This window comes from Clostridium sp. UBA2485, assembly GCF_002341865.1.
Taxonomy (GTDB): domain Bacteria; phylum Bacillota; class Clostridia; order Clostridiales; family Clostridiaceae; genus Clostridium_J.
This window is the reverse complement of sequence record NZ_DDOV01000011.1, coordinates 1-24,218: the sequence shown is the minus strand read 5'-3', so window position 1 is coordinate 24,218 and position 24,218 is coordinate 1. Positions and strand designations below refer to the sequence as shown.

The 24,218-nt window shown below is 26.0% G+C and carries 22 protein-coding genes; 17 read left to right on the top strand and 5 right to left on the bottom strand.

Annotated elements, in window-relative coordinates:
- Nucleotides 1-292: 292 nt before the first annotated feature.
- On the top strand, nt 293-457 hold the full coding sequence (locus B3603_RS01315) for a hypothetical protein (RefSeq protein ID WP_291559803.1): 165 nt from the start codon (nt 293-295) through the stop codon (nt 455-457).
- Nucleotides 458-534: 77 nt separating this feature from the next.
- Here the strand turns inward: B3603_RS01315 and B3603_RS01310 are convergent, their stop codons facing one another.
- Nucleotides 535-1,473, bottom strand: a complete 939-nt coding sequence (locus B3603_RS01310; RefSeq protein ID WP_291559800.1) for a magnesium transporter CorA family protein — start codon at nt 1,471-1,473, stop codon at nt 535-537.
- Between the two features lie 149 nt (nt 1,474-1,622).
- On the opposite strand from B3603_RS01310, the gene B3603_RS01305 reads away from it, so the two are divergent.
- Complete coding sequence (locus tag B3603_RS01305) at nt 1,623-2,171, top strand: manganese efflux pump MntP family protein (protein WP_291559797.1); 549 nt, start codon at nt 1,623-1,625, stop codon at nt 2,169-2,171.
- Between the two features lie 57 nt (nt 2,172-2,228).
- On the opposite strand, the gene B3603_RS01300 is transcribed toward B3603_RS01305, so the two are convergent.
- Entirely contained in the window at nt 2,229-2,993 is a 765-nt protein-coding gene (locus B3603_RS01300) for a tyrosine-type recombinase/integrase (RefSeq protein WP_291559936.1), read from the bottom strand.
- Nucleotides 2,994-3,597: 604 nt separating this feature from the next.
- Between B3603_RS01300 and B3603_RS01295 the strand changes: the two genes are divergently transcribed.
- From B3603_RS01295 to B3603_RS01255, 9 genes are all read left to right on the top strand, one after another.
- The gene (locus B3603_RS01295) at nt 3,598-4,119 is read left to right on the top strand and encodes a GNAT family N-acetyltransferase (RefSeq protein ID WP_291559796.1); all 522 of its coding nucleotides are present in this window, start codon (nt 3,598-3,600) and stop codon (nt 4,117-4,119) included.
- A 1,010-nt stretch (nt 4,120-5,129) separates the two neighbouring features.
- On the top strand, nt 5,130-6,587 hold the full coding sequence (locus B3603_RS01290; RefSeq protein ID WP_396153349.1) for an aminoacyl-histidine dipeptidase: 1,458 nt from the start codon (nt 5,130-5,132) through the stop codon (nt 6,585-6,587).
- Nucleotides 6,588-6,931: 344 nt separating this feature from the next.
- Nucleotides 6,932-7,363: a Fur family transcriptional regulator gene (locus tag B3603_RS01285; RefSeq protein WP_291559790.1), complete on the top strand. Its 432-nt coding sequence runs from the start codon at nt 6,932-6,934 to the stop codon at nt 7,361-7,363.
- 451 nt (nt 7,364-7,814) lie between these two features.
- Nucleotides 7,815-8,216, top strand: coding sequence for a DUF6762 family protein (locus tag B3603_RS01280; protein WP_291559788.1), 402 nt, complete (start codon nt 7,815-7,817; stop codon nt 8,214-8,216).
- A gap of 111 nt (nt 8,217-8,327) precedes the next feature.
- On the top strand, nt 8,328-9,386 hold the full coding sequence (locus B3603_RS01275) for an HD-GYP domain-containing protein (protein WP_291559786.1): 1,059 nt from the start codon (nt 8,328-8,330) through the stop codon (nt 9,384-9,386).
- Between the two features lie 23 nt (nt 9,387-9,409).
- The gene (locus B3603_RS01270; protein WP_291559784.1) at nt 9,410-10,054 is read left to right on the top strand and encodes a rhomboid family intramembrane serine protease; all 645 of its coding nucleotides are present in this window, start codon (nt 9,410-9,412) and stop codon (nt 10,052-10,054) included.
- 323 nt (nt 10,055-10,377) lie between these two features.
- Nucleotides 10,378-11,430: an RNA-guided endonuclease InsQ/TnpB family protein gene (locus B3603_RS01265; RefSeq protein ID WP_291559782.1), complete on the top strand. Its 1,053-nt coding sequence runs from the start codon at nt 10,378-10,380 to the stop codon at nt 11,428-11,430.
- 524 nt (nt 11,431-11,954) lie between these two features.
- Nucleotides 11,955-12,989, top strand: coding sequence for a YkvA family protein (locus tag B3603_RS01260; RefSeq protein WP_291559780.1), 1,035 nt, complete (start codon nt 11,955-11,957; stop codon nt 12,987-12,989).
- Nucleotides 12,990-13,001: 12 nt separating this feature from the next.
- On the top strand, nt 13,002-13,919 hold the full coding sequence (locus B3603_RS01255; protein WP_291559778.1) for a ribonuclease H family protein: 918 nt from the start codon (nt 13,002-13,004) through the stop codon (nt 13,917-13,919).
- 331 nt (nt 13,920-14,250) lie between these two features.
- Here B3603_RS01255 and B3603_RS01250 read toward each other — a convergent pair whose 3' ends face one another.
- A complete protein-coding gene (locus B3603_RS01250) occupies nt 14,251-16,017 on the bottom strand; it encodes a sulfite exporter TauE/SafE family protein (protein ID WP_291559775.1) in 1,767 nt (588 codons plus the stop codon).
- Nucleotides 16,018-16,178: 161 nt separating this feature from the next.
- Between B3603_RS01250 and B3603_RS01245 the strand changes: the two genes are divergently transcribed.
- The 6 genes from B3603_RS01245 to B3603_RS01220 all read left to right on the top strand — a co-directional run bounded on the left by B3603_RS01245 (nt 16,179) and on the right by B3603_RS01220 (nt 22,527).
- Nucleotides 16,179-16,859, top strand: coding sequence for a response regulator transcription factor (locus B3603_RS01245; RefSeq protein ID WP_291559772.1), 681 nt, complete (start codon nt 16,179-16,181; stop codon nt 16,857-16,859).
- A gap of 5 nt (nt 16,860-16,864) precedes the next feature.
- Complete coding sequence (locus tag B3603_RS01240) at nt 16,865-18,235, top strand: sensor histidine kinase (RefSeq protein ID WP_291559770.1); 1,371 nt, start codon at nt 16,865-16,867, stop codon at nt 18,233-18,235.
- A 179-nt stretch (nt 18,236-18,414) separates the two neighbouring features.
- Nucleotides 18,415-18,576 (top strand): YtxH domain-containing protein, encoded by a 162-nt coding sequence (locus B3603_RS01235; RefSeq protein WP_291559766.1) that lies wholly within the window; start codon nt 18,415-18,417, stop codon nt 18,574-18,576.
- Nucleotides 18,577-19,128: 552 nt separating this feature from the next.
- Nucleotides 19,129-20,430 (top strand): helix-turn-helix domain-containing protein, encoded by a 1,302-nt coding sequence (locus B3603_RS01230; protein WP_039631654.1) that lies wholly within the window; start codon nt 19,129-19,131, stop codon nt 20,428-20,430.
- Nucleotides 20,431-20,452: 22 nt separating this feature from the next.
- Nucleotides 20,453-21,727 (top strand): helix-turn-helix domain-containing protein, encoded by a 1,275-nt coding sequence (locus tag B3603_RS01225; protein ID WP_291559762.1) that lies wholly within the window; start codon nt 20,453-20,455, stop codon nt 21,725-21,727.
- Nucleotides 21,728-22,161: 434 nt separating this feature from the next.
- The gene (locus tag B3603_RS01220) at nt 22,162-22,527 is read left to right on the top strand and encodes a VOC family protein (protein ID WP_291559759.1); all 366 of its coding nucleotides are present in this window, start codon (nt 22,162-22,164) and stop codon (nt 22,525-22,527) included.
- Nucleotides 22,528-22,593: 66 nt separating this feature from the next.
- On the opposite strand, the gene B3603_RS01215 is transcribed toward B3603_RS01220, so the two are convergent.
- Nucleotides 22,594-23,331 carry a type 1 glutamine amidotransferase gene (locus B3603_RS01215; RefSeq protein ID WP_291559934.1) on the bottom strand — a complete coding sequence of 246 codons (738 nt, stop codon included), beginning with the start codon at nt 23,329-23,331 and terminating at the stop codon, nt 22,594-22,596.
- Between the two features lie 14 nt (nt 23,332-23,345).
- Nucleotides 23,346-24,218 (bottom strand): DUF1727 domain-containing protein (locus B3603_RS01210; RefSeq protein ID WP_291559757.1); only part of this gene is annotated, 873 nt, incomplete at its 5' end.

The window sequence follows — 24,218 nt, the reverse complement described above, 5'->3', positions numbered from 1 at the left end:
AATTAAATTGAATGATTAATACATTATAATGTCAGATAGTTAATATTATAAAACTTATCCATAGATTATTTATGCACTATATAATATTTTTAATTGAAGATTATGGTATAATTATGTTATTATTAGTAAGCAAATGATTTACAATATAATATTAAATTTTTAAATTATCTTATTAAAGATAGAATTATGGAAAGTACTAAAATATGGTGATTATTTAATAAAAAGCTGCTAAAATATAATTCTTAATATATGATTATAGTTTAAATATATACTTTATAAAATGGAGATTATGATGATTGATTTGATAGATTTTTTTCTAAAAATAACAATTATATTTTCAATAGTTATGTCAGCAGGTATGGTTTTAAGTAATAATGTGTATACATTTATATCATTATTAATATCATTAGTATTAATAATATTATCTACTTTAAGAAAAAGAAGAGATAAACATTGAATAATTTAATAAATATTTAATATGATATTACATTCAAAATATAAAATTTAAAAAAGCTCCACCTAAATGGCACAGCTTTAAAACATATCTTTTTTATTCAGTATTATAGCTACTACTATTGTAATAGCCGCAATAATTGCTCCTACAATTAAGAAACCACTACCATTCTCACCAAAAGGCACACCGCTTACATTCATTCCGAACATTCCAGAAATTAGTGTAGGAATGGATAATACTATGGTAACTGAGGTTAAATATTTCATAACCATGTTTTGATTGTTAGAAATTATAGATGCAAAAGCATCCATGGTACCACTTAAAACATCACTATATATATTACACATTTCAATTGCCTGTCTAGTTTCTATGATTACATCTTCTAACACATCTTTATCTTCCTCATACTTTTGAACCATTTCTAGTTTTAGTAATTTTTCTAATGTGATTTCATTAGATTTTAGTGAGGTTGAAAAATATACTAAAGATTTTTGAAGTGCTAATAATTGAATTAATTCTCTATTTCTCATAGATTTATAAAGGCTTTTTTCAACTAATATACTTTTTTTATTTATTTGTCTTAAGTATAGTAAAAAATAACTTGCTACTCTAAATAATATTTGAAGCATAAATCTAGAACGTTTAAAAGAATAGAAAGAAGAAATTTTGCCTTTAATAAAATCAGAAATAATTTTACTATTTTTAAGACAAACAGTAATTATATTATTTTCAGTATGAATTATGGCTAATGGGTATGTATCATAGGTTAGTGAATTATCATCTATATCTGTAAAAGGTATATCTACAATTACTAAGGTACAGTCTTCCTCTATTTCAATACGGGAACGCTCTTCTTCATCTAAGGCAGATTTTATAAAATCTAAGGGAATATTAAGTTTTTGAGACACTAATAATGATTCTTCCTCAGAGGGAGAAACCATATTAATCCAACTTCCATTTTCAATTGAATCAATATTTTCAAGTTCGCCTTCAAAATTACTTTTATAAATTGAAATCATGTTATCACCTCGTTTTTGTAACATCATAAGAAAATTATATACTTTTATTGAATTATTGACAATAAGATAACAATAAATCATAATATTAGTATTGCAGTAAATATATATATAAGTATACAAGCTTTTATTAATATTATTTGGAGGCTAAGATGAACATTAGTCAAGTTATGTGGATTGCAATGGCAGTGTCCTTAGATGCTTGTGGAGTAGCATTATGTATAGGGTTAAATGAAAAAGCCACAATAAAAAATAAGGTATTTTTTTCTCTTTCCTTTGGATGTTTTCAGTTTTTACTATCCTTTTTAGGCGGATTTTCTGGAAAGCTTTTTTCAGAAAATATAGCATCAGTACCTTCTATTATAGGAGGAATGATAATAGCTATAGTAGGGGTAATGATGATAAAAGAAGGAATGGAAAATGAAGGACGGTGCCCATTATTAAATATTAAAATGTATTTTTTATTAGGTATATCTGTAAGTATAGATGCAATGGTTGTAGGATTTGCAACTTTAGGTGGAACAGAGGTTACTAAATTGTTTATGTATACATTAATAATAGGATTAGTAACATTAGTTATGTGCACAATAGCTTTTATAATTTCTAAAAACCTAAGTAAAATAGAGGTAATTAGCAAGTATGCAGATTATATAGGTGGAATAATATTAATTTTATTTGGACTAAAAATGATGTTTTTATAGTTTAACCTTGAAAAATCAAGCTTCTATTTTTAAAACGTCAAAAATANNGTCAAAAATTTATTTTAAATTTGCTATTAGTGTTGTGGCGTAGGTATGCCTTAATTCGTGTATACTTATGTTATACCCTAATTGCTTATACATAGTTCTTAATGCTAAACTAAAATCAGTCGGAATTTTATACTTTAGTAATCTGTTATTAATGCAGACGACTTTATTGCTATTTTTATATTCTTCCAGTTCTTTTAAAGTTGTCTTTGGAACAGGAATTATTCTTTTAGAATTTTTAGTTTTTAATTCTCCAAAACCATACATACTATTTTTAAATTCTTTCCATTGTTTATTAACATTTATAGTATTCTTTTTGAAATCTACATCATCCCAAGTTAAACCAAGAATTTCACCTAATCTTAATCCACAAGTAGCAGCTATTAAAGAGGCGATATAATATTTAGGATTTTTTATTTTGCTTAATAAGTCGTTTAATTCATTTTTAGTTAAAGCCCTTTTGCTATTTAATTCTTTATTTTCTGGTATTTTAATATTTACAATTGGAGAATTAGGTATGGCATTGTAATGATTTACTGCACTATCAAAAATGACTTTAATTTTACCAACATATAATTTTATAGTTGGTATCTTTAATTTGTCTTTTATCATTGAGTCAACACATTGCTGGATGTGTATGTTTTTGATATCCTCTAACTTCATATTGTATATACTCTCAAATTTTTGTACTGCATATTTGTAAGTTATCATGGTGCCATATTCTTTATATAAACTTTCATGTTTCATAAACATATCGATAAATTCTTTAAAGGTTATTCCCGAATACTCGATATTTAAAGATGTTTGTAACTCTAATTGTTTTTTTAAAATTCATCCAAAGCTTTATTAGCCGCTAGTTTAGCAAGACTTTTTTTCTCTATAGGTAATGTTATATTGAATAATAAACCTTCTCTAATAAGAACATGTGTTCTGTATATAGGTAAAAAAATATAGAATGAATAAAACAATAATTAAACTTTGAATTTTAGTTTTATTCATTCTATAGGAATATTTTCAAAAAGTGATATTTGTTCAAGTGTATAATTTGCATATTTATTAATCAAATAATTATCAATCAGTTTTATTGTCCAATGATGCCCTTGTTATAATCATATAAAACATCATACTTGTATTATAAGAAAATATTTTAATTTTATTATAAATTAATCTGCTGTGCTAGTTAAATTTCATCTGGTAAAAATTAAAATAAATTAACTCTATACTCTAATTCTTTTATAAAATTCATACTACTCTAAAGTAAAAAAAATCTTAAAATTAGTAACCTTTTTTATTGACTATACTATTTAACAATAATATAATTTTTTATATTATTGTTCTAATAAAATCAAATTGATAAAATGAGTCAATGGAGGAAAATATAATGAACCCATATTTAAGAAGAGCTAAATTTGAAGATTTAACTGAAATAATGGATATAATAGATGGTGGTAGAAAGGCTCTTGAGAAAAATGGTATTCCACAATGGAAGGATGGAGATGGTCCTAGCCATGACATTTTTCTTGAAGATATAAAAAATCAAGAAGCTTATGTTATGATTTTGAATAAAAAGATTATAGGTATTGCAAGTATTATAAGTAAACCTGAAGCTCCATATAAGACTATAGAAAACGGAAAATGGGATGAAACTCAAAATTCATATGTATCTATTCATCGTGTAGCAATTGATACTTCTATTAAAGGGAAGGGTTTATCAAATAAATTATTAGAATTACTTATAAATACTGCTAGTATTTTAGGTTACATCGATATAAGAATAGACACACACCCTAAAAATTTAATAATGCAACGAGTTATAAAAAATGCTGGATTTGTAGAAAAGGGAGATATTTTACTTCCTGTTAAAAATGGTGAAAGAAAAGCATTCCAATTAATACTAGATTAACCTGTTGTGCTTATAGTAGATAAGAAACCGATAAGGAAAATAAAGAGAGAAAAGGTAGGATGTAAGATAGAATAGATTACAGCTTGGAAGGTTTTAAAAAAAAGTAATATAGTATATATTATCGTCAGCAAGAATTCTAATAGGACAAATAAAGAGGATTATTAGGATTGTACCTAATAATCCTCTTTACAATTAGCCTATTATAGTGCAATATTATTAAATAAGGTAATTAATTTTTGACGTCAAAAATTTAATTCTAGTTAATTCTATTTATATGCATTAAATTAAAGTAGTAAATTATATAAACAGCGTTATTACTGCGTTTGTTCTGTTTAATTACATTTAGTTATTATGCAGGAAGCTATTTGGACTAAAAATGATGTTTTTATAGTTTAACCTTGAAAAATCAAGCTTTTATTTTTAAAACGTCAAAAATACGTCTAGAATCTATTTTGAGATTAAAAAAGTAACATAATTATTAGAGCCTATTTTATAAAATACTTTCTTAAAAATTTTTAAGAAAGTATTAAATACATAAAGGAGAAGAAAAATAGCATATATTTTTCTTTTTATCTTTATACATAATAGATTATAGTACTTAGTTAAGTATTTATATTATTATGGAAATACTGTAATTTATGGATTAATATGATTTGCTTCACATAAGGAAGGATACCGTACACTTAATATTTACGTAGATTATATAATATTTATATTCAGCTTTAATATAGTAATTATGCTATAAAAGCTAATTTATTGGTAAAATTAAATATATACTTTAAAGTATTATTTATAGTATAGTAAAGTATAAGAAGTATTAAAATTTAGCGCTATAGTATAAAAGAATTAGTAATATAATTTGATTAACTTTTATAGAATCAAATTTTTAGGAGAAGATTTATATGAATAGTTTTATAACTATAATTATTTTCTCTAAATTACATTTTATCATAATGTAATTATTTATTTGCCCAAAAATGATGTTTTTCTAAGAAAGGATGAATGTGATGATTAACAAATTAAAACACCTTAATTCATATGAAGCTTTTAAATATTTTAAAGCTATGAACGAAATACCTAGAGGTTCAGGAAATGAGAAAGCTATAAGTGATTGGCTAGTGAATTTTGCAAAAGAGAGAAACTTAGAAGTTATTCAAGATGAGGCATTAAATATAATAATTAAGAAACCAGGCACTAAAGGCTATGAGAGCGCTAAAACAATAATACTTCAAGGTCATATGGATATGGTTTGTGAAAAAAATATATCTAAAATTCATAATTTTGAAAAGGATCCTATAGCTTTTATAGTAGAGGGAGACAATTTAAAAGCAGATGGTACCACTTTAGGAGCAGATAACGGCATTGCAGTTGCTTTTGGTCTTTCAATATTAGCTTCAAAAGATATACCGCATCCACCAATAGAGTTAGTAGTAACCACAGAGGAAGAAACCGGTATGGGTGGAGCAATGAGTTTAAATCCATCGCATTTAAAAGGAAGAATATTAATAAATATAGATTCAGAAGAAGAAGGAACTTTTCTTGTAAGCTGTTCTGGTGGAGTTAGAGTAAGTGTTAGCGTACCAGTAACCTATGAGGATATAGAAGAGGGATATATAGGCTTAAATATATCTATAAGAGGTTTAAAGGGTGGACATTCAGGAATGGAAATTAACAAAGAAAGAGGAAATTCTAATAAGTTAATGGGACGTTTTTTAATGGATTTAAATTCTGTAGTAGATTTTAAATTAGTCTCTATTAATGGTGGTTCTAAGATGAATGCTATACCTAGAGAAGCGGATGCATTAATATTTATTAACTCAGAAGATAGTATTAAAGTTGAAGAAAAAATTAAAGAGTGGAATAAAGTGTTAAAGAATGAATTCCAAGGTATAGATGATGATTTAGAATTAACTTTTGAACAATATGGTAAAAATATAGAGAAAACCTTTGATGACGAATCTACATCAAAAGTTCTAAAAATGTTATTTTTAATACCTAATGGAGTCCAAACAATGAGCATATCTATAAAGGATTTGGTACAAAGTTCAACAAATTTAGGCGTTGTTATTACAGAAAATAATGAAGTAATATTGGAAAGTGCTGTAAGAAGTTCAGTTAAATCTCTAAAAAAAGCAATATGTGATGAGATGATTGTTTTAACAGATATTTTAGGAGCATCAATTGAATTCCAATCAGATTATCCAGAATGGCAATATAATCCAATATCAGAAATAAGAGATATATTTGAAAAAGTTTATAAGAATATGTTTGGAAGAGAAGCACAAATATCTGCAATACATGCAGGCCTTGAATGTGGACTATTAAGTGATAAATTTGATGGTAAAATAGATCAAATATCCTTTGGGCCTAATATATATGATGTTCATACTCCAGATGAGCATCTTAGCATTTCTTCAACAGAAAGAATGTATAATTTCCTATTGGAAGTACTAAAAGAGATAAGATAGCTAGACTTATATCTTTATTGAATTTAAAATTTTTGAGAAGGCTGTGAATATTATCATAGCCTTTTCTGTATAAAAATTTTATACAGATAATTAGGTATAGAAAAATGATATGATTTTGTTATTAGAAATAATACTTATTTAATATTGAGGAAAATAATTTACTATTGTATACTAATAAGTAATAAGGCGTCTTAATAAGGGAATGTGATAGATATATTTTTTGTAAATATAGGAAAATAGTATTTATTCATGTAGAGGTTATGAGTGGAATTTAATAACTTCATAATAAAAAATAATTTATTGTACTAATTAACTGTTTTAAAAGATGCCTAAAATATATTAGGGTGATATCATTGGAAATTAATCAATATCTTAAAGAAAAACAATTAAAAATTACAAGAGCACGTACAAGTATTCTAACCATTTTAAGCAAAAGTGATGAAGCGTTAACTGCTAGTGAAATATGGGATAGACTTAATAAGAATAATATAGTTGTAGACTTATCTACTGTTTATAGAACTTTAGAGGTTTTAGTAGATAAAAAAATTCTAGAGAAATTTAACATTGATGATGATAAGTATAACTATAGATTTAAAGATAAAGGTCATAAGCATAACATAGAATGTGATGTATGTCATAAAATAATTGAAATTGACTGTCCTATGCCTCAAGTGGAAGAATATATAAAGCTTAAAACAGGAGTTACTTTAATTGATAGCTGTATTAATATAAATAAAGGCATATGTAGTGAGTGTGTAAATAACAATAAAAAATAAGAATGTGGATAGTACTCCGCTACTTTCCACATTCCTTTTTTATTTTTTTTAAGTACAAGAGTACAATTGATAGTTTTATATGGAGCTTTATTTATAGAACCTACTAAGTGGACAATTGCCACATTAGAATCAGAATAGTTAATTTGAAAGCTTTCTAGTTTATTTAGCTTATATTTATTAAAAACTCCACTGGTGCTATATTTTTTTATAGCATAATTTATATCTTTGCATCTATATTGGGTATATTTATATTTTGCTAGAGAAAAAAATATTATTATGGATAGAATTAAAATAAAATATAAGGTTATCCTATTTTTTATACTAAATTTAGATTTTGAATTAACTTTTCCTTTGTAATTATAACCTATAATAATCACCTCTCGTTAGTTAATTATAATAATATAATATTAAGAAATAAGATAAATATGTCTAATAAGAAAGGAAGATAAATATGAATTTTTCATCATTAGTACTTATGGAAAGAGAAAAAGATACCAATTATTTAATAAAAGAACTAGGAAGTTATGAGGTAAGTGACGGAGCAGAATATGTTACAAAATTATTTTATGATGGAGATTTAATTAATTTGTATTTCGATACGAAAGAAGATGTAGAAGAATGGCAATATACTGCTATATATGATTTATTCGATGAGGAATCTTTTGAAAGGGAAGGGTTTCAAATTGAAGCATATGATGATGAATATAATCCTACATGGATAATAAGATTCCAATACGATGATGAACATAATGTTATTAAAGAAAAACTAAATAAAGCTTGTAATTTAATAAAAGAAAAAATGGAAAAAGTTTTAGAAGATATCAAAGATAAAAAAAGTGAGTATTTAAATTAAAACTTACCACCAATTATCAATTACTTGTAAATCTGTATAGAAAAACTACGATAATGGTAGTATAACTAAAATAAATATTTTTTAGTAAATTTTGAACAAATAGGGGGAAACATGCGTTTAGATTTTATTGGAAATGTAAAAGAAAATGAAGTTCTAGGCAAGACAGTTTTTGATAATGATGGTAGGATATTACTAAGAGCAGGAATTAAATTGACATCTCAATACATAAATAAATTAACTCAATTAGGTGCTTATTATATATACATAGAAGATGATAGATTAGGAGATATAGAGGCAGATGACCCTAAGTTTAATATGTTAAAACAGGATACTATGAGGTGCTTAAATGATGTAATTAAAAATGTAGGAGTAATAAATAAAAGTAATACTAAGGATTGTTTAGTAAGGGTAAATGAATTAATTGAATATATTTTAGAATTAGGTGATGTAAATAAAAGTTTACTTGACATAAAAACTCACAATAACTACACTTTGCTTCATAGTGTAGATACAGGGATAATGGCAACCTTTATGGGGGTAGCATTAGGTCTTAAGAAACAAGAACTGAATGATCTTGCCGTTGGTGGAATCTTACATGATATTGGGAAAGTGAGAATTTCTCCTTCTATAATTGATAAAAAAGGACCATTAAGTTTTGAGGAGTTTGAAGAAATGAAAAGACATCCCATATATGGTAAAGAAATTTTAATAAAAAATTTTAACATTTCTCGAGCTTCCATTAAAGCTATAGAACAACATCATGAAAAAGTAGATGGAAAAGGATATCCTTATGGACTTAAGGATAAACAAATATCAAACTACGCTAAAATAGTTTGTGTTTGTGATGTATATGATGCAGTAAGTAATAATAGGAGTTATAGAAAAAAATTTTTACCTAATGAAGCCTATGAACTTATATTGGCTGGATCAGGAACTAACTTTGATAAAAAAGTTGTAAGTTTATTTAGAAGAGTATTCTCCGTTTATCCCCTAGGTTGTTGCGTAAGACTTTCTAATGGTATAGAAGGATATGTTATAAGACAAAATGAAAATTTCCCAGATAGACCGGTTATTAGGGTACTTTATGATCATGAATCAAGATTACCTATAAGATTTTATGAAATTAATTTATTAGAACGTAGAAATTTAATTATTAAATCATTAGTATAGCTTAGATTTTTGGAGTGATAAATTTGAATTCAAAAGAAAAGAATTTAATTAATATAATTAAGACAGGTCCAACCTTAACTTATATGCTCATCACTATTAATGTATTAGTATATTTAATTGTTGGATTTGTATCCTTTTATTATTACAAAGGAAGCATAATAGAAATAGATAATAGAGCCTTAGTTATGTTAGGTGCAATGGTTAATATTTTGGTAGAAGAAGGACAATATTACAGATTGTTTACATGTGCATTTTTGCATAGTTCAATAATGCATTTAGCCTTAAATATGTATGCACTTAATTCTCTAGGCACTATACTAGAGAAAATATTAAGTAAAGGAAAACTTTTAATCATATACATTTTATCCGCTATATTAGCCTCTTATGGAAGCTATTTATCTACAAAATCTATTTACAGAGTATCTATTTCTGTAGGGGCATCAGGTGCCATTTTTGGTTTATTAGGGGCACTATTAGTAATTGCTTTTCTTAACAGAAAGGTTATTGGAAAAGAATTGCTTAAGAGTGTAACAAAAGTAGTTATAGTTAATATAATTATCGGATTTTTAATACCTAATATAGATAATGTAGCCCATGTTTCAGGATTAATAGTGGGAATTATAATTACCTATATTATACTTAAGTATCCTCACTTTAAACAAAAATAATTTTAAAAGTTAATAATAAAGAGCTATCTAAGTAATGTTAGATGGCTTTTTTTAGGTAAAAAGTTAATTGCAAAAATTGACTTTTCATATCTAAATGTGGCAAGGATACTCCCATCTTTTAAAGTGGGAGTATCCTTGCCACTTGGCTTTATCTAAGGAATTCTCACCACAATCACCTCACTTTCTTATTATATTTGACTTTCACTAAAATATATAGTATTTTATATTTTAGTGAAAGGGGTTGAGTATTAATAGAGATAACAATTACTTCTAAAATACAAATATATCCTACTGATGAACAAATTGAGAAACTAACTGGAACTATGATTGAAGTTAGAAAAGCTTTGAATTATATATCTCAATATGTTTACGATAATAATTGTCTTAATCAAAGTAAGATTAACAAAGATACTTATTATCATCTTAGAGAAAAATATAACTTAAAATCTCAAATGGCTCAATCAGTAATAAAAACTGTAATTGCTAAATATAAAACCAATAAGTCTAATGGATATGATTTTACTTTAGTACAGTTTAAAAAATTAGAATATGATTTAGTTTGGAATAGAGATTATTCCTTAACTAATGGTGTATTTTCTCTTAATACTTTAGATGGTAGATTAAAAATACCGTTTGAAATTAAAGGAATGGAGAAATATTTTGATGGAATATATAAGTTTGGTACTGCTAAGTTAGTATATAAATATAATAAATACTTTCTGTACATACCAATGACTAAAGACTATCCACAAACTACACCTTTTGCAATTAATAAAATAGTTGGAATTGACTTAGGAATTAACTTTTTGGCCACCGTCTACGATAGTTATAGAAAGACAATTTTCTTTAATGGTAAACAAGTTAAAGCTAAAAGAGGACATTATAAAATCCTAAGAAAACAACTTCAAGAGTGTGGAACTAAATCAGCGAAACGTAGAATTAAATCTATAGGCTCAAGAGAAAACCGTTATATAAGTGATATTAACCATAATATTACAAAGGCACTCGTTGACCATTATGGAGCAAATACATTATTTGTACTTGAAGATTTAACTAACGTTAGAACTTCTACAGAAAAAGTTAATATCAACAACAGGTATATTTTTGTATCTTGGGCATTCTATCAATTTAGGGAACTATTAACATATAAAGCTCAAATGAATCAATCTTTAGTAATAGCTGTTAATCCTAAATTTACTTCTCAAATGTGTCCTAAATGTGGGCATACTGAAAAATCTAACAGAGATAAGAAACGGCATATATTCTGTTGTAAAAACTGTAACTATCAATCTAACGATGATAGAATAGGAGCAATGAATCTTTGGAGAAAAGGTATTGAATATATAGAAGCTAACTCCAAAGAGATAGTAGAGTAAACTCTACTATTTGGGTAACTGTCAATTTGCCTATAGTAACCTAGGTTTGAGGAAGGAGATACTTAGTATCAGTAGCACTTCGTGTACTAGATTTACAAGCTCCCACCTCTATAGGTGGAGAGTTATTGACGTATACTTATTTTAGAGAAAGAATGCAAAGGTTAACTTTTTAAAAGACTTTCATAATTTTATTTTAAGTAAAGTTTTATTATAATATAACTATATATAGATATACTACCTTAAAAGTTAATGTATAGATGAATATAGCGATATCTTTAAAGATTTCAATTCGTAGCTTTAATCAATGGAGAATTGANNTTCTTTAATAGATTTTTTAATAAAAGTGACTGTGTCACGTGAAAAGAAATAAATTGAAAACTTCTCTTATAAAAGAGAAGTATCAATAATTATCCATTGTTAATAGTCAATTCTCAATTTCATGTTATTATATGAATTCATAGATTAAATTTAAAAGTGGTACATCTATATTTAGGGTGTTTGCATACATAATAGGGGGGATATAATTGAATATATCAGAATTAAAAGTGATTTTAACAGAAAAAGATTTGTTAAGTATTATAAATGATGTACTAAAGAATTATGTAAATTTGCCACAATTAAAAATAGATAAATTATTGATAGAGGATTATTTATGTATTCAAGGAAGTTATAATTATGGCATAAATATACCTTTTGATGCAAAAGTATCCATTGAAGATGTAGAAAATAACAGGCTTTATATTGTGCTTCAATCAATAAATATTAAGAAAATAAAAATATTTAATAGAGTAAAAAACTTTATTTTAAAGACATCTTTAAAAAAATTTAAAGATGTAGGGATAACAGTGGATAGTAATACACTATGTATCAATTTTTATGAGCTTTGTACAATTATTCCTATAGTTAATTTTAAATTAAGAAAGGTGACCGTTATTCCATTTGGACTTGAGGTAAAATTTTATGATCTAAATGTGGACTTGCAAAAGAATTCAGAAGAAAAAACTGATGTACTAGTAGAAGAAAAAATGGAAGTAATTGAAGCTGAGGAAGTGGAGCCTTTATTGTTAAAGGCAAATAGTATAACTCCAATAAAAACTAATGAGAAAAATTGCAGCAGTTATTATCAAGCAAGAAACTCTATGATAAATACTGTACCTCATAAATATAGAGATTATTCACAATATGTATTATTACTGCCAGATATAATAGCATTACTTGTTAGAGTTTTTAAGGATGAACGGGTTACAAAAGAAACTAAAAGATATTTAGGAGTGGCTTTAGGCTATTTGTTCTTTCCTATAGATGTAATACCAGATTCTATTCCACTCATAGGCAAAATTGATGATTTAGCAGTAGTATTTTTTGTGTTTCAAAAGCTATTATGTGATATACCTACAGAAATTATCGTTGATAATTATGAAGGTAATGAAGATATAATATTAATAATTAAAGAGGGAATAGCTCTATTTGCAGATAGATTTGGAACAAAAAATATTAAAAATATAATTGATATATTATCTTTATCAGTAAAAAAAGGAATTAATTTTTTTTCTAAATAAAGGAGAGAAACTATGGCTAAAAAAATATATGCAATTAAATATGGTTTTGATTTTAAAAATAATAGAGAAATAAGAAATATCATGGTTAATACTTGGGCAGAATGCTTAGCATTAGTTAAAGGTGTAAAAGGAGCTCAGTATAAAAGTTTTGAAAGTCTTAATGAAGCAAAAGAATATTTAAGTGAAGAAAAAAAGTTATTAAAAAAGGGTGTTGATAGCTATCCTATGGATTGCATCCACATATATGTAGATGGAAGTTACAATCTTCAAAGTGAGAAGTTTTCTTATGGTATGGTTGCAGTAAGAAATGATGTAATAGAATATATGGAAAATGATGAGGCAGAGGATAATTCACAAAAACAGTTAAGGCAAATAGCAGGAGAGTTAATGGGAGCTATAAAGGCAGTGGAATATGCAAAATTAATAGGAGAAAGAAAATTAGTAATATTTCATGACTATGAGGGTATATATCATCATGCTATAGGTACTTGGGAGAGAAAGGATAGCTCTTCAAAAGAGTATTATGATAAAATTAATAACTATATAAATAAAGATAATATGGAGATTATTTTTGTTAAGACAGATAGTCATAGTGGAGATATATATAATGAAATAACAGATAGTTATGCTAAGGCAGCAATAAGAGTACCTTTAACTGATGCTGTTGATAAATATTTATTAACAAATACAGTAAAAGTTAAAGATGATATTGTTAAAGAAAAACTACTCTCTATAATAAAGGAAAAAAATTACCATAAAGTAATATGTTCAGAGGAAAATCTTATATTAAAAGAAAAAGAAAACTTAGAGGAAGTTCTTAGAGAAATTAAGTTTTTAAACTGTGATAATAAGCTATTATCTTACATAAAAGGTTTGGATGAGAATATTAAAAATGATTTAATATTTAAATTTATTAAAGAAATAAATTAAAATTTAAAAAGCATTAAAGTATATAATTAATAATTATAAAAGACAACCTCTATAGGAGGATTGTCTTTTAATTTATAATAAATTTCTACTGTGTTTTTATAGTTTGGGCATCTTCAAAAAATAACTAGTCAGTATACTCATCTATTTTTGTATCATACTGTGTCGTTAGAATTCTATGATCTAGACTATTATGAAAATCTGCCGACCTGTCTGATGCAAAATGCATGACGCATTTTTAACTAGCTCTTTTATTTCATATGCCTTATTTTAAGAGGATTTTGAAATTTTAATTATTTTATGAACTATTTAACAGTAGAAATATTATACTATTTTATTCTAGCAAATATAGAGATAAAATTTTATTTAAATCAGTATTTTCTAAGTTATCCACTACGATTATAATTCCTAATAGTTCAGAGTTGTTTTTTATTAATATTTCTCCTAAATCTTCCGAAACTAAGGTAGCTTTATTATTTTTAATATAGTCTACAGTTAGAAGAGTAGTTGAATTTGCAGAGTTAATAAAATTAATAGATGAATTATTATTCTTTAAATTATCCATATTAAAGGTTAACTCTAAAGGAATATCTTTTTCTATTACCATTATATAAGGATTTAAAACATCATCTGAAGTAGATATACTTAAACTTTGAGTATTGATATTTTTTTCAGCTTTTCTTATTAAATTAGAGCTTATATTTTCATTTTCATTTAAGCCATTCATGTTTGAACTAGAGCAACAAGATGGTGTGAAACTCTTATCATTTGATTCTTTTTCAGAGGGACTTATATTGTTTAAATTATCAACAACTTTAATGGTGCCAGAAAGCATTCCCATCCAGCAGCTGTATTTAATAGTTTCATCAGTATTATGGAGATTAATTATATTTTCTCCTTCTTTTAATTTTATTCTTTGACCTAAAGAAGGTATAATTATCTCATTGTTACAGGAGGTCAAAGTTTCACCCTCTATAATCCATTTTATTGGCTTATTTTTCTCAATATATATTGTTTTAGGAGAATATCCAAAAATATCTGCAGTAGTTTTAATTACTTGAACTCCATTTTCTATTTTAGGAAGTTGGTTATCTTCTATAGTTATATCTGTATTCTCCTTGGCAGAAAAAGGCTCTGATATATTTAATCCAACAACTGTAAATCCTCTATTTGCCATTATTAATCCAAGAACTATTATGAGCATTCCACTGAATTTCATTAAATTTATAGCATTTTTACCTTTAATAAATAAAGTAGATAAAATCCCAAATGTAAGCATGAGAGGTACAGTTCCTAGTGCAAAGAAAAACATAGATTTAGCACCTAAAATAGCACTACCAGTGCTAAGTGCATAAAGTTGCATTGTTTGAAGAGGACCACAGGGCATAAATCCATTTAATAACCCTATTAAAATAGGAGATTTATTTCCTTTAATCTTAGTACAAGTTGAAAAAGGAAGCTTTATATTAATACTTCTTAAAATGTTAAATCCCATCATATTTAAGCCCATTAAAATCATATATAAACTGGCGATAATTTGAATTATTGCAGTAAGTTTAGGGGACACCGAAAAAATAGAACCAACAGCACCAACAATACCACCAAGTACAGTATAAGATATTATTCGACCTATGTTATATAATAAAGCAGGCTTTATAGATTCATTTTTATTTTTATTGGGGGATGATAAGGTTTGAGACATCATAATACCGCCACACATTCCAACACAATGTAAGGAGGTAATAGCACCTATTATAAAGAGCATGAAATATGATGCATTAATCAAAGCCTCATCCATATTGAAACCTGTAGCAAATTTTCCTAATAAAATAATCGCTAAAACGATTATTCCTATACCTATATATTTTGAAAAGTCCTTATAAGATTTTGCCGAAACAACATAACCTAAAGATTCAATAGTATTAATAATAATTTCTTTACTGCAAAGTTCTAAATTATATTCTACAATTACAGTTTCATTTTTATAGCTGCACTTTACATTAATTATACCAGGTAAATTTTTTATATTTTTTTCTATTCTTTTTTCGCAAGAAGTACAGGTCATGCCCTTGACCTTTATATACTCTTTATTTAAACTCATATTTAACCTCCTTATTATTCCATTGTTATTAAAGTATATAAGAAATCTATGTAGAAGTTGTGTAGATTAAAAATTTCTACATAACTTTTACAGAACTTTTTATTATAATTTTTTATATAGAGTAAATATTAAAATAAACTAAACTTTTTGAGAGGTATAATATGAAAAATATTTTAATAATAGAAGATGAAAAATCAGTTTCAGAAGTAATAGAAGCATATTTAAAAGCTTCAGGATATAATGTTAAAGTTACAGCAAAAGGAGAAGAAGGTTTAAAGTTATTTAATAAAAATCAGTTTCAATTAATTATTTTAGATTTGATGTTACCAGATATAAGTGGAGAGGATATATGTAAAATTATTAGAAAAAATTCTGATGTGCATATATTTATGCTCACTGCAAAAAGTGACCTTAATGATAAAATTCAAGGATTAAATTTAGGTGCAGATGAATATTTGGTTAAGCCATTTAGTCCTAGAGAATTAGTTGCTAGAGTAAATGCATTATTTAGAAGATTGAATAAAGAAACATATACTGAGATGGTCTTTGATAATGGAAACTTAATAATTAATTATGAAAAACGTTTAGTTAAAGTAAAAGGGAAAGAAGTTTATTTAACACCTTATGAATTTGAAATATTGTATACCTTAGCTAAAAATGAAGGAAAGGTGTTAACTAGAGAAAGGTTAGTGGAAGAAGTTTTCGGATTTGATTTTGATGGATTTGATAGAAATGTAGATACTCATATTAAAAATTTAAGAAAGAAAATAGAAGAAAATACAAAAAAACCAAAGTATATAATAACAGTAGTTAAAGTAGGATATAAATTTGGTAAGGAGTAGAAAAAATGATAACAATAAATAATAAAATAAAAAACATATTTATTGGAGTTTCTATAGTTATTATGATTTTAGTACTTTTATTTGTAAATTTAACTGTGAATAACAATTTTAGAGAATATCTAAAAAATAATCAAAGTAAAAGGAATGAAAGAATTGTAGATTATTTACAGAAAATTTATAAGGAGGAAAAGACTTGGAAGTCTGACTCAGGTATAGAAATGATGCATGAAGCTTACATGAGTAATTTTTGTTTAACACTTTATGATAAAAATAAAAATATTATTTGGGGAATGAACCCTAAAGATTTAAAAAATGAAAGTTATAGAGAAGCTATGTTGTCTCACGTTCAAAATGGAAATTATATATCTGAAAGATATGAATTAAAAGACAATGATGAAATAATAGGATATATAGATGTAGGACATTATTCTACTATTTTAATGTCTCAAGAGGATATTAAATTTCAAATAGACATAAATAAAAGTATAATTGCTAGTGCAGTAATTGCAATAATATTATCAATAATTTTAAGTAAATTTATATCTAAAGAATTTACTGAACCTATAAAAAAAGTAGCAGACATTTCAGTAAAACTATCTAATGGGAATTTAGATGCACAATGTCTTATCGATACTGACATCAAGGAGTTAGGAGAATTAAAGAATAGTATAAATAGATTAGGGGAAAATCTAAAATATCAAGATGTGCTTAGAAAACGATTAGTTTCAGACATTTCTCATGAGCTTAGAACTCCTCTAAATGTACTTCAAAATAATCTAGAAGCAATGATTGACGGTATTTTCCCAATAACTAGTGAAAGATTAGAAAGTTTAAATGATGAAGTTATAAGATTTGCAGGTTTACTTAACAATTTAAAAGTATTAAAAAATTTTGAAGAAGATAGTAAAAAGCTCAATTTTAAAGTAATATCTTTAAAAAGATTAATATATACCATATATGAAGATTTCAAATTATATAGTAAAGAGAAAAATGTAATTTTAAATTTCGAAAGTTTTATAGAAGAAGAGGATTATATATTAGGTGATGAGAGTAGTTTAAGACAGGTATTTATAAATATTTTATCTAATGCAATAAAATTTTCCAAGGAAAAAGGCAAGGTAGAGATAATTCTAAGAAAAAGTAAAGAAACTCTTATAGTAGAAATAAGTGATGATGGCATAGGGATACAAGAGGAAGATTTGCCTTTTATTTTTGAAAGATTTTATAGAGGAGATAAGAGTAGGGAAGAGACAGAAGGAAGTGGAATAGGTCTTACTATCACAAAAAGTATATTAAATCTGCATTCTGCGGATATAGAAGTTAAAAGTAAAGAAAGTATAGGCACTACAGTTATGGTTAATTTTAAAAATATATAGAAACTATTTAAATATTTTAAATTTAATTTTATAGATATAATTTCTTTATAATAGCATAAGTGTAAATCTAAAATTTTATTTAATTGAAATTAAGTTCTTTATAATAGAATTAATTTATAAAAATTGCACACCATAGTATTATAAAATTAAAGAAAGGATGTGCATTTATAATGAAAACTATGGGTAAAATATTTCTTGTAGGTGCTGTTGCTGGTGTCACTATGCAAATGATGATGCCAATGATGGATAAAAAAACTAGAAGAAGAATTAAAAAATCCGGTAGAATGTTGCAACATATGGCTGGAGATATGTATGGAAATATGATGTCTATGATACGTTAATAAATATAAATATAAGGCATCTGAAGTAAGGAATAAAGTATCTAGTCAAAGATGTTGAGAATATTTTGTGTCAAGTATGGACACTGAACTCACTGATACTAGTGGTATTAATGAATCCAGTATGATGCAAAGTGGCTTAACATATTGACTAGTTATTTTTTGGAATATTTAGTATATTTTTGTAGTGAAAAAGTTGGAGTCTTATCCAACTTTTTTTATTATAAGAATATACTAAAACTATAAAACTTGCAATTTCAAGTTTGACAATAGTATCTAAACTAAATACAGCTAAAAAGTACTTATATTTTAATTTAAGTTGTTATTTTTTTACATATATTAGAATTAAAATAAAATTAATGCAAATTATTAAATAAAAATCCAAAATTTACGAAAATTTATATATAATTGTTATTCTACTTTAAAAATACTATAATTTTTGTGATTTTATTAAAATTTATGTTATAATAAAATAAGAAAATTTATAAAATTTCATTTTTTATCTAGTATAACTATAGTAGCTAATAATAAATTACTTGTAAAGGATGCGTGATTATGAAAATACTATCTTTAGGCGAAAAGATAAAACTAAGAAGAAAAGAGTTAAATTTAACTTTAAAAAATCTAGCTGGTGATAGAATAACCGCAGGACAAATTAGTTTAGTTGAGTCTGGAAAATCTAACCCAAGTATGGATTTATTAGAATATTTAGCCTTTGCATTAAATATTACAGTAGAGTACTTAATGGAAACTGAGGAGACTCAAGCAGAAAAAATTTGTCTTTATCATGAAAATATTGCAGAAGCTAAGATATTAAATGACGAATTAGAAGAGGCAGAAAAAAATATAGAAAACTCTTTACATTATGCGCAAAAATATAACTTGGATATGAGGAAAGCAAAAGATCTTTATTTAAAAGGCTTAATCTATAGCAAGAAGAAAGAATATGGAAATGCTCAGCAAAATTTTTTGTCAGCAAATAGTATATTTATCAAAAATAATTCCAATGAAGAAGTTATCAATACTTTTTTGCTATTAGGGAAAATTACCTTAAGACTTAAAGCATATCATTCTGCTTATAGCTATTTTCAACAGGCAGAAAAAGTTTTTGAAGATAGTAATTTAGGTGATGATTTCTTAATTGGCCAAATTTATTATTACATAGGATGCACTTATTTTAAATTAGGAATTATAGATAAATCTATAGAATATTCTTTTATGGCTCAAGAAAAATTTAGAAATATTGATAATAAGAAAATTTACGCAGAAAGTTTATTAGCATTAGCCAAAGAATATTGCGAAAAAGGTGATATAAGCAATGCTATAAATTACTCAGAAAAAACATTAAAAATATATAAAGAGATGAATAATAGTTTTTATGTATCTGAAATCGAAAATGATTTAGGGAAATTATTTTCGGATTTTGAAAATGTTGAACAATCTTTTATACATCTCTATAAAGCGAAAGAAATTAGAGAAAAAACAAATGATTCTAAAATCATTGAAACCTTATGTAATATATGTGAGAACTATATTAAGTTAAAAGACGAAATAAAAGCTAAAGAAACGCTGAATGAAATATTACAGCACATAGAAAAAGGGGAAGAAAAATCACTTTGTGATTACTATCTACTTAAATATCGAGTTGAGTTATTAGAGGGAAAACTAGAAGAAGCAGAGAATACATTAATACAAACACTTAATTATGTTAAAAAAGTAAACTTCCTTAAGGAAAGCGCGGAAATATCTATAATGTTGGGTAAATTCTACATTGATAATGGTAGGGATAATGAAGCAGCTAAATATTTAAATGAGGGAATAAAGGTATTAAGGGAATTAAAGATTTTAGACAAGTAGTAATGTTAAGTGGGGGATAAAAGTGGAGATATTGTCAACAGGCGAAAAAATAAAAAGAGCCAGAATATATAAAGGTCTAACTTTGAGAGATATTTGTGAGGAAAAAATTTCTGTATCTAAAATGAGTTGTATTGAAAATAATAAAGTAACTGCGGAACCATGGATTTTAGAATATATAAGTGAAAAATTGGATTTAGATTTAAAGTATTTAATGCATGATGTAAGAGATCAAATTTTAGAGAATATAAAAGTATTTAAAACTTATAAAGAAAATAACTCATATAGTAATAATTATATAGAAAATGTATTATATAATCTTGAATATGCTGAAACATATTGCTATTATGATTTAGCATGTGAAATATTACATTTGTTATTTTCGTATCACCTATCAAAAAATAATTTTGAGGATTTGAGAATTATAATACCAAGATATTATGATTTATGCCAGAAATCAAATGATGAATTATTTCAGTTAAAATATTATATGGATATTGCTGTATATCTTTCATCTAATGGAGAATATTCTCAGGCCATAAGCTATTATAGTAGTGTAAGAAAAAGATTAAAAGAGTTAAAAGTAGAAGATAAATCGCAACTGATAAGAGCTACTTATAATGAGTGTGCAGCACTTATAACTATGGAAGACTTTGATGCTGCCAGAGAAAGATGTGATGAATTAGTAGAAATAGTTGATTACAGTGAAACAGACATATTAAAAGGGGATATTTATCACATATTTTCTATTCTTGCTCTTCGCACTAATGATTATGAAAAATTTAAAGATTATGAAGAAAAAACTCTCTATTATTATAGAAATGATGTTAGAAGAAAAGCTATGTGCTTTCATAACTTTGCTCTAACTATGTTTAAAAATAATAAAAGGAGCGCTGCAGAAGAGTATATGAGTCAAGCTATAGAGCAGTATCCAAAGGAAAATACAGAGCAATTATGTTCTTTTCTGATTATTGCAGTGCAAACTTTAATAGAAAATGAAATTTTAGATTTAGCACAAAAGGTAACAGATGAAGTTTTAAATTATGCAATAAACTTAGATAGCACAAAGTTTATTGAAAGCGCTTATTATTATAAGGCTGTCATACTTCAAATGCAAAACAATTATTCTTCATCAGAAACGTATATGAATCTATCTTTAGATGCTCTAGTTAGATATGGATCAAAGTCTAAAATATATAAAAGATATTTAGAAATGGGAGAAATGTATCATAAACTAGGAGAAATAGCAGAGTCAATTAAGTTTTTTAACTTAGCAATGCAATTAGAAAAGAAAATGTAGCCAAAAGGCTACATTTTTGTATATAAAGGTTTATTTTAAGTTTAGAATATTGTAGCTACATCATTAAATATCTTAATTCACAGTTCACAATGCAAAATTCACAATTATGGAGATTTCTTAGTAAAAGCTGAGAAATTTAGAATTAATTTATTTTTGAAGTTAGGAGATAACTTCAAAGAAAAAAAGTTAGCAAGTATATTGCTAGTAAAAAAAATAGTTTGATCAAAGCTAATTTCCTCGTCAATTGTGAATTTTGAATTTTGAGTTATGTATTGTTTTAAGTTGTGAATTCATGTAAAGGGTATTTATTTTATATTAGAAAATTACAATATGATTTTTTAGTATATCTAGAAAAGATTCAGAGTGGTACAATATGTATTGAGAAAACATGATATTAAGCAATATATAATACTAAATAGAAAGGGGATATTATTATGATAATTATGAATCATGTAGGGGTAATAGTTAAGGATATGGATATTTCTAAAAGGTTCTATTCTGAAGTTTTAGATGGTGTAATAGACCATGAGTATGAAGATGAAAACGTGCATCTTTGTTTTGTAAGAAGTGGAAATGGAGTAATAGAACTTGTAAAAAGAAAAAAGGAAAAGAGTAATTTAAATTTAGGAGTAGTAGAACATATTGCCTTTACTGTTGAAAATTTAGAAGTTGCAATTGAAGGTTTAAAAGAGAAAAACATAGAATTAATAAGTGAATTTCCAAGAGTTTGTGATAATAAATTAATAGCTTTTTTTAAAGGGCCAAATGGGGAAAAATTAGAATTTGTACAATATTTATAGTACTTATAATTAAAATAGCTAGGATAGTTGTAAGCTAAAGTTAGAATTTTTAAAAAGTCGTGATATTTAATCACGACTTTTTATCTCTCTATTTATAATAAATTCTTTTGCTTTTAATTCTAAACTATCATCTAAGTTACTTAAAGCAACCTCGCAATCAGGATATTTATAATTTAAAGCTATAAACAATAGTCTATCTGCAAGTTCAGGGTTCTTGGATAATAAACTACCGTGAAAATATGTACAAAAAGTATTTTTATAAATACAACCTTCTTTTTTATCTTCTCCATTATTTCCATATCCAGATTTTATAATACCTAGAGGATTTAAATCTCCAGTGTATGTTTTTCCAGAATGGTTTTCAAAGCCAACATAGGTTTCGTTAAATTCTTCATTATATATTACAGTATTTCCTATGAATCTAGTATCACCTGACTCTGTATATATGTCAAGTATACCTAAGCCTTCTAGTTTAATACCATCAGGAGTAGTATAGTATTTTCCAAGAAGCTGATACCCTCCGCAAATACTTAAGAAAGCTTTGCCATTTTCTATATATTTTTTTATATCATCTTTTTTTATTTCTATAAGATCCTTAGATACTATAGATTGCTCGTAGTCTTGGCCTCCACCAAAAAAAACTATATCATAATTATCACCGTCAAATTTATCATTTATAGTGATATTAATAATATTTACTTTTATTCCTCTTTCTTCAGCTCTATGTTTTAAAATAAGTACATTACCCATATCTCCATAAACATTTAATAAATCAGGGTATAAATGACATATATTTAATTCCATAAAATCACCTTGCCTTACCATATTTTTTCAATGTAACCTTTACTATGAAGGAGTTTCCTAATATTTAACATAGCTGTATAAGTTGCTAAAATATAGGTTGTATTATCTTCTAATGATATTAATCCATTCATCAGGCTTTCATCGTCTTCACATAACAAAAATTTGTCCTTCGAAAGTCCTGCAACTTTAAGCCTAATGGCCATGTCATAAAGTCGTGTACCAGAAACAATTATCTTGTCGATTTCAAGTTCATTAAGCTTTTCAAAATTAACATCCCAAATCCACGATACATCTCGTCCATCAGCATATCTATCATTTAAAAGTACAGCAAGATTTATTTTTTTCTTATCAAGCATTATGGTATTAACTGCTTGATCGTAGCCAGCAGGATTTTTAACAAGTATGATTTTTACTTCTTTATTGTTAATTTTTATAGTTTCTTGTCTTCCAAAGCTACTTTGTTGGTTTTGTAAAGTAGAAGCTATAACCTCATCATTAATATCTAGTTCCTTAGAGGTAGCATAAGCACAAAGACCATTATAAATATTATACTCACCAGCTTGATTTATATTAAACTCTTTATTATTAAATATAACAGAAGAACCATCCGGTGTTAGCTCCAATATTTTATTAACTCCATATTTAAGCTCGGGTCTTCTATAACCACAATTATTACAATAATAACTTCCTAGATGATTATAAGTTATAAAATCATAATTATATTGTGATTTACAGCATTTACAGAATTTATTATCTGAATTTATATTTGTTGTGGCATTTTCTCGAATAGGAACATTAAATCCATAATAAGCTTTTGGATTATTAACATCTAACTTTCCAAACAGAGATTCATCACCATTTAGTACTAGAGTGGTATTAGGAGTTTT